Below are 7,064 nucleotides of genomic sequence, written 5' to 3'. Positions count from 1 at the left end.
TGAAGACGCCGAACATCGACCAGCTTGCCGCCGAAGGGCTGCGTTTCACCAGCGGTTACTGCTCCGCCTCCACCTGCACGCCTACTCGCTTTTCGTTTTTGACGGGCACCTATGCATTTCGCCAGAAAGGCACCGGCGTGGCTCCGCCCAACGGACCCGCTTTGATCAAAACGGGTACGACCACAATCGCATCGATCATGAAACAGGCCGGCTATGCCACGGCGGTGATCGGCAAGTGGCATCTTGGGCTGGGCGACCCGAGGCCGGATTGGAATGGCGAGCTTAAACCCGGCCCGCTGGAGATCGGTTTTGACCACTGCCATCTGCTGCCCACCACGAATGATCGTGTGCCGCAGGTGTATGTCAGCGACCACCGGGTGCTGAACCTCGACCCAACGGACCCGCTCTGGGTGGGCGACAAAGCGCCGGACGAAAATCACCCCACCGGGATCACGCAGCGCAGCACGCTACGCATGGACTGGACGCACGGGCACAACGGCACGATCCACAACGGCATCGGCCGCATCGGTTTTTACACTGGCGGCATGTCGGCACGCTTTCGCGACGAGGACCTTGCCGACGAATGGGTGAAGCGCAGCAACACATGGATCGAGGCGCACAAGGACGGCCCTTTCTTTCTCTTCTTTGCCGGTCATGACATTCATGTGCCGCGCATGCCGCATGAACGCTTTCAGGGCAAAACAAAGCTCGGCTTTCGTGGCGATGCCATTGTGGAGTTCGACTGGTGCGTGGGCGAGCTCATGAAGACGCTCGACCGGCTCAAGCTGGCGGAAAACACGCTCATCGTACTGTGCTCCGACAACGGCCCCGTGCTCGATGATGGCTACAAGGATGGTGCGGTGGAAAAGCTCGGCGAGCACCAGCCTGCCGGTCCTTATAGCGGGGGCAAATACAGCGTGCTCGAAGGCGGCACTCGCATCCCCTTTATCACCCGCTGGAAAGGCCGCGTGCAGCCAGGTGTCTCGGAGCAGGTGGTCTGCACCATTGATCTCGCTTCCAGCCTCGCCGCCCTGACGGGCGTTGCGTTGCCCGCCACTGCCTGCTGTGATAGTTTCAACGTGCTGCCTGCCCTGCTGGGTGAGCCCGGCGCGAAGGGTCGCGATCACCTGCTGCAGCAGGACAACAACGGCGTCAGTTTCGGTCTGCGCATGGGCGACTGGAAGCTCGTGCGCAGCAAGGCAAAGGGTAAATCACAGGCCATCGTCTCCGTCAAAACACACAAGGATGCCGCCGGTCTGCACGCGCTCTATTTTCTGCCGGACGATCCGGGGGAGGAGAACGATCTGAGCGCGAAGAACCCGGAGAAGACGCAGGAGTTCATTGCTAAACTCGATGCGCTCATTGCGGCGGATGGCAGCCGTTAAGTAGCCCAGTTCCTGTGGGACTGGGAGGTGCGCCGCAAGAGCAGGCAGCAAGAAAGACCGTGTGGGGTGGACGAAGCGGAGCGGTCCCTTGTTGCACAGCAACAAGGCTACTGTACCTCCGGCTTCTGCCACGGTGTGGCGCCGCCGATCTGGACATGCCGACGCAGAGCGGTGGCAAGCTCTCTGAAGACTTTGGGCGCTTTGCCTATGAGGTTGTTTTTTTCCTGCGGATCGTCTTTGAGATTGTACAGCTCCAGCGGGGTGTAAGGCGTGTTTTGCATGAGCTTCCAGTCGCCACGGATGAGCGCCTCGTAGCTCTTTCCGCCGTAGGCGGGGCCGCCTTCACGGCGGACGAAGTAGAGTTCGCGCTGCGGTGTGTCGAGAGTGCCGCCGTTGAACAGGGGCACGATGCTGATGGCATCGAGCGCCGGTGCGGGTTTGGCGCCCGCGAGTTCGAGGAAGGTGGGGAAGAGGTCGAAGTTCATGCCGACGTAGTCACTGCGTGAACCTGCCTTGATGTGGCCGGGCCAGCGCAGCATGAAGGGCACGCGCAGGCCGCCGTCGTAGTGGCTGGTCTTGCCATCGCGCCAGGGGTCGTTGTTCTGCGCATGCGGCAGCGAGCCGCCATTGTCGGAACTGAATGCGACGACGGTGTTTTGATCGAGGCCGGTTTCTTTTAACACGGCGAGCAATTGTCCGATGCGATCATCCAGATGCTCCACGAGTGCGACATTGAGGGCACGTTTTTCGGAGAGTTCCGGCGAGCGGGCTTTCACCTTCGCCAACCATTCCGCTGGAGGTTCGATGGGGAAATGCGGTGCGTTGAAAGCGAGGTAAAGAAAGAAGGGCTGCTTCTCCTTTGCTCGTTCGCGAAAGAAATCTGCCGCCCAGCCTGCGAAGATGTCTGTCGCATGGCCCTTGGGGTCGATTACGTCTGCATTGCGGCGCATGTAGTTATGTCCCTGGCGCAGATGCGTGGTGTAGCTGTCCATCATGTCGCCGAGGAAGCCGTGGAAGAGATCAAAGCCGCGCTCATTTGGCGTGTTGGGCGATTCGAGACCGAGATGCCATTTGCCAATCACTGCCGTGTGATAGCCGACTTTTTTCAATTCATTGCCAATCGTCGGTACGCCGGGTGCGAGGTAGCCCCATGAATCCTCCGAGTTCGTGCGAATGACGCCGGGAACTCCTGCACGATCTGGATAGCGCCCGGTGAGCAATGCAGCGCGTGAAGGTGAGCACACGGTGCAGTTGGCCCGCATGTTCGGAAACAGCATGCCCTCCGCCGCCAGCTTGTCGATGTTCGGCGTGTGGCAGTCCGAGGCATGGTAGGTCGAGACATCACCGTAGCCGAGGTCATCGGCGAAGATGATGAGGAAGTTTGGACGCGACTCCGCCGCAAATGCCGAACTTAGAATTAAGAATGACGAAAGGATGACTGCGGAGAATTTCATGGTGGCTGAGCGTGGGTCGTTATTTCGATGCCTTTTTACTCTTCGCTTTCTTGGCCTTGGGCGCAGGCTCGGGCGGCGGTGTCAGGCCATCATCCGGCTGGTCCCAGAGGCGGTAGGGATCATTGTGGCGGCGCATTTCGGTGAGGAGCAGCGCCTCCATTTCCTTCAGCTTGGTCGCATGCTTGGGATCGCTGGCGAGGTTCGTCTGCATGGGGTCGGTCTTGCTGTGCTCTTTCAAGAATTCATCGGGGTTGGCGGCGAGATTGAAGAGCTGAGTCTCACGCGAGGTGCCGTTCATGCCGTCGTATTTGATCAGCTTCCAGTCGCCCTGCTTCACGCAGCGCATGCCGGGCTTGGTGCCACCAGAGTACACGCCATACATGACGTCGCGCATGGTGTCCTGCTTGCCTTCGAGCACCGGCTTGAAGCTGAGGCCTTCGTTGCTTTCTGGTGCGGGAATGCCGGCGATGTCGCAGAGCGTGGCCACGGTGTCGAGCAGGTAGATGTTCCCTGGCACGCGGGAGCCGGGCTTGATGCCGGGGCCTTTGACAATGAGGGGCACGCGCCAGGTGTGCTCGTAGAGGTTTTGTTTTCCTTGCAGGCCGTGACGGCCGATGGCGATGCCGTGATCCGCTGTGTAAACGATGTAGGTGTTGTCGAGTTCACCCATGGCTTTGAGCTTGGCCAGTACGCGGCCGATCTGGATGTCGATGTTCTCGTTGCACGCGAACTCGCGGCCGATCTCGTTGCGGATGGTTGCCTCATCGCGGTTCTTCCACACGCCGCTGGCTTCCACTTCATCACGCACGTCGGCATGGCCGTTGTTGAAGGGATGCGCAGACAGGTAATTCGCGGGTAGCGCCGGTTGTTTTGGGTTCAACGCCGGGAGCGTGTTTGGGTCGGCGTGATTGGTGGCACCGTATTTTTCCAGCAGCTCGGGCCTGCCGTCGCGGGTGTCATGCGGATGGGAAAAGCCGTAGTAGATGAGGAAGGGATCGGCATCCTTGGTCGCTTCGCGTTCGGCGAGGTAGTTCATCACCTGATCCCCGTGCCAGGTGCTGCCGCTTGCGTCGGTGCCGCCGCGTTTGCTGGCATCATGACGTACGGTGAACTGCTTGTTCGCGCCCTCATAGGAGTTGCCCTGCTTGCAGGTGCGCATGGTGTCATAACCGGCGCGGTTGAACACAGCGGCCAGCGTGTTCAGCTCCAAATTCGGCGGGCAGTGATCCTTTGCGCCGGGGCCAATGGGTAGATGCCAGACGGTGCGCCCGCTCATGATCATGTGCCGTGAAGGCGTGCATACCGCTCCGCTGAACGAGCCCATGTGCCGTGCGGAATCAAACACCATGCCCTCCGCCGCGAGCTTGTCGATGTTCGGTGACTGCAGGGGCGACTGCGGATTGTAGCACTTGAAGTCAAATGGCGACTGGTCATCGACAAGGATGAACAGGATGTTGGGCCGCTTCGCAGGAGCTGCGAATGACGAAACGACAATCAACAAGGATGAAAGGATGAGGGCGAGAGGTTTCATGGCTGGTTTTACTGAAGCTGGGGTTTGCCGGGAACGAGGTTGGCCTGATGCGTTTTCACGGCCTCTTCGATCTGTGCGATCACCTCGGGATGATCTTTGGCGACGTTGCGTTTTTCGGAGGGGTCGAGTCCGAGGTGAAATAGCATGGGCGGCTCATGGGCATCCGCCTTCGGCTGGCCGTAGCCGGTTTGCGTGCGGAAGTGCGCCTTCCATTCACCGATGCGGCAGGCGAAGAGCTGGTCGCCGCGATAGTAGAAAAACGGCCGCCGTGGCAGTGGTTTGGACTCATACAGCAGCGGCGAGAGATCCACGCCATCCACCGGAACGTCGGGGTTTTTCGCTTCGGCGAGAGTGAGCGCGGTGGTGAAGAGATCCATCGAATTCGCCAGCTCATGCGTGACGCCCGGTTTGATGCGCCCCGGCTGCCACGCGATGCCCGGCACCCGCATGCCGCCTTCCCAGGTGCTGCCTTTGCCATCCTTCAGCAGCCCGGCGCTGCCGCCCTGATTGCCCATGATGAGCCAGGGGCCGTTGTCGCTGGTGAAGAACACCAGCGTGTTTTCCGCGAGGCCCGTTTCGCGCAGAGTTGCGATGATCTGCCCCACGCTCCAGTCGAGTTCCTCCACCGCATCGCCGTAGATGCCGCCACGGCTTTTGCCTTTGAACTCCGGGGAGGCAAACAGCGGCACATGCGGGAAGGTGTGTGCAAAGTAGAGGAAGAAGGGCTTGTCCTTTTTCTCGGTGATGAACTTCATCGCCTCCTCGGTGTAGCGTTTCGTCAGCGTGGTCTGGTCGGCAGGCTGCTCGATGATTTTCCCATCGCGGCTCAGGGCCACGTTCCAGCCATCTTCCGGCGGTGTGGGCGAGCCGGTGGAGCCCTTGGGCAAACCGGGCCGTGCATCCATGTCATTCGAGTAGGGCAGTCCGAACTGGTGCTCAAAGCCCTGATCGAGCGGCCGCGAACCTTCGTGAATGCCGAGATGCCATTTGCCGATCTGCGCGGTGGAGTAGCCTTTTTGCTTGAGCGCATCGGCGATGGTCACCTCTTCTTTGGGCAGTCCGCCTGCCGAATTCGGGAACAGCACCCGCCTGCTGCCGCACATGCCGCTGCGAATCGGATAACGCCCCGTGAGCAGCGCCGCACGGCTCGGCGTGCAGACTTCGGCGGCGACATAAAAATCTGTGAAGCGCAGTCCTTCTGCCGCCATGCGGTCAAGGTTGGGCGTGTGAATCGTCGGCGAGCCGTAGCAGCTCAGGTCACCGTAGCCGAGATCGTCGGCGAAGATGATGACCACGTTGTGCGGCGGTGCAGCGCAGAGCGCGGGACTGAGAGAGAAAAGACCTAGAGCAAGGCCGAGGCAGGCAGACTTCATGGCTGGGTGTAGATGGTTTCGTGGAGTTGTGTAAGGTGTTTGACGACGTCGGGCTTCTCGCTGGCAAGATTGGTTTGTTCACCGGGGTCGCTCTTCACATGGCTGAGGAAGACGGGAATGCGCTCCTTGCCGCTATCCCCCTTCGTGGTGTCGCGGGCTTTGATGATGAGCTTCCAGTCGCCCTCACGCACAGCCCAGGAGTCGCCCATCTGCCAGTGCAGGGCGTCATGTGGGCTGGCGGCGTCTGCGGATTTCAGAACGGGCACCAAGCTGTGGCCGTCGAGCTTTACCTCCGGCGTTTTCACCCCGCACAATTCGGCGAGCGTGGGCAGCCAGTCGGCGGCGTGGGCGATCTGGCCGCGCACCTCATTCTGCGGCAGTTTGCCCGGCCAGGAAATCATCGCCGGCAGGCGGATGCCGCCCTCAAACAGGCTGAACTTCGCCCCGCGATACGGCCCCGCGCTGCCACCACCGAAGTGCGCCCGCTCTTCGGTGGAGTGGCCGTTGTCGCTTTGAAAGACGATGATCGTGCGTTCGCGCAGACCGAGCTCATCCACTTTGGCGACGAGTTTGCCGAGGCGCTCGTCCAGGCTGGCCACAAAGGCGGCGTAGAGTCTGCGCGGCATTGGCAGGTCCTTGAACTTCTCCAGCCATTTGGCCTCGCCCTGGTAGGGGTAGTGCGGCATGTTCATGGCGTAGTACATGAAGAAGGGCTCGCTGCGGTGTTTCTCCATGAAGGTGCTTGCTTCAGCCAGCATGAGATCGGGGAAATAATGACCGTCCTCGAAGACCTCCACGCCGTTGCGGTGCAGGTCGTGGATGTTGGGACCGCTCCAATAGAAGAAGTGCGAGTAGTTGTCGATGCAGCCGCCCATGTGCCCGAAGCTGTGGTCAAAGCCCTGCGCATTTGGCGACATCTCCTCATTATAACCGAGATGCCACTTACCTATGTGCGCCGTGGTGTAGCCTGCGCTCTTGAACATCTCCGCCTGCGTCACCTCTGAGGGCGGCAGCCCTCCCTTCTGCCCATGCTGGGAGGCCGCATTTCCCGGCACTCCTGCGCGCACCGGGTAGCGGCCCGTGAGCAGGCAGGCGCGTGAGGCCGAGCACACCGGCGCACCGGCATAAAACTGCGTGAAGCGCACACCTTGCTTTGCCAGCGCATCTGCATGCGGCGTGTGCAGATCTTTGGCTCCGTAGCAGCCGAGGTCCACGCTGCCCAGATCATCGGCAAAGATGATGATCACATTCGGCGGTGCGGCAAAGGACCAAGGCACCATGATGCACAAGGCCAGGAAAAAAAGCAGGCGTGGCATGGTCG

General features: G+C 60.7%; 5 protein-coding genes. 1 reads left to right on the top strand and 4 read right to left on the bottom strand.

The genetic code is table 11. The annotated features are described in order from the left end of the window. Nucleotides 1-1,385: sulfatase-like hydrolase/transferase (locus PSV43_RS11600; protein ID WP_300196940.1), on the top strand; the 1,385-nt coding region annotated here is incomplete at its 5' end. A gap of 107 nt (nt 1,386-1,492) precedes the next feature. Here the strand turns inward: PSV43_RS11600 and PSV43_RS11595 are convergent. Genes PSV43_RS11595 through PSV43_RS11580 form a run of 4 tightly spaced genes read right to left on the bottom strand, consistent with a single transcriptional unit; the run spans nt 1,493 to nt 7,059 of the window. Continuing rightward, on the bottom strand, nt 1,493-2,839 hold the full coding sequence (locus PSV43_RS11595) for a sulfatase-like hydrolase/transferase (RefSeq protein WP_300196938.1): 1,347 nt from the start codon (nt 2,837-2,839) through the stop codon (nt 1,493-1,495). A gap of 19 nt (nt 2,840-2,858) precedes the next feature. Continuing rightward, entirely contained in the window at nt 2,859-4,370 is a 1,512-nt protein-coding gene (locus PSV43_RS11590) for a sulfatase-like hydrolase/transferase (protein WP_300196936.1), read from the bottom strand. 8 nt (nt 4,371-4,378) lie between these two features. Next, entirely contained in the window at nt 4,379-5,743 is a 1,365-nt protein-coding gene (locus PSV43_RS11585; protein ID WP_300196934.1) for a sulfatase, read from the bottom strand. Continuing rightward, entirely contained in the window at nt 5,740-7,059 is a 1,320-nt protein-coding gene (locus tag PSV43_RS11580) for a sulfatase-like hydrolase/transferase (protein WP_300196932.1), read from the bottom strand. The genes PSV43_RS11585 and PSV43_RS11580 overlap by 4 nt, the downstream gene beginning before the upstream one ends. Nucleotides 7,060-7,064 lie beyond the last annotated feature (5 nt).

The sequence above is a fragment of the Prosthecobacter sp. genome (assembly GCF_029946185.1).
Taxonomy (GTDB): domain Bacteria; phylum Verrucomicrobiota; class Verrucomicrobiia; order Verrucomicrobiales; family Verrucomicrobiaceae; genus Prosthecobacter.
The sequence above is the reverse complement of the archived record's forward strand: the minus strand, read 5'-3'. Positions and strand labels throughout refer to the sequence as shown.

Bases quoted from the DNA above. Each gene is read 5' to 3' on its own strand.
- PSV43_RS11595 (WP_300196938.1), bottom strand. From the start codon at position 2,839: ATGAAATTCTCCGCAGTCATCCTTTCGTCATTCTTAATTCTAAGTTCG.
- PSV43_RS11590 (WP_300196936.1), bottom strand. From the start codon at position 4,370: ATGAAACCTCTCGCCCTCATCCTTTCATCCTTGTTGATTGTCGTTTCG.
- PSV43_RS11585 (WP_300196934.1), bottom strand. From the start codon at position 5,743: ATGAAGTCTGCCTGCCTCGGCCTTGCTCTAGGTCTTTTCTCTCTCAGT.
- PSV43_RS11580 (WP_300196932.1), bottom strand. From the start codon at position 7,059: ATGCCACGCCTGCTTTTTTTCCTGGCCTTGTGCATCATGGTGCCTTGG.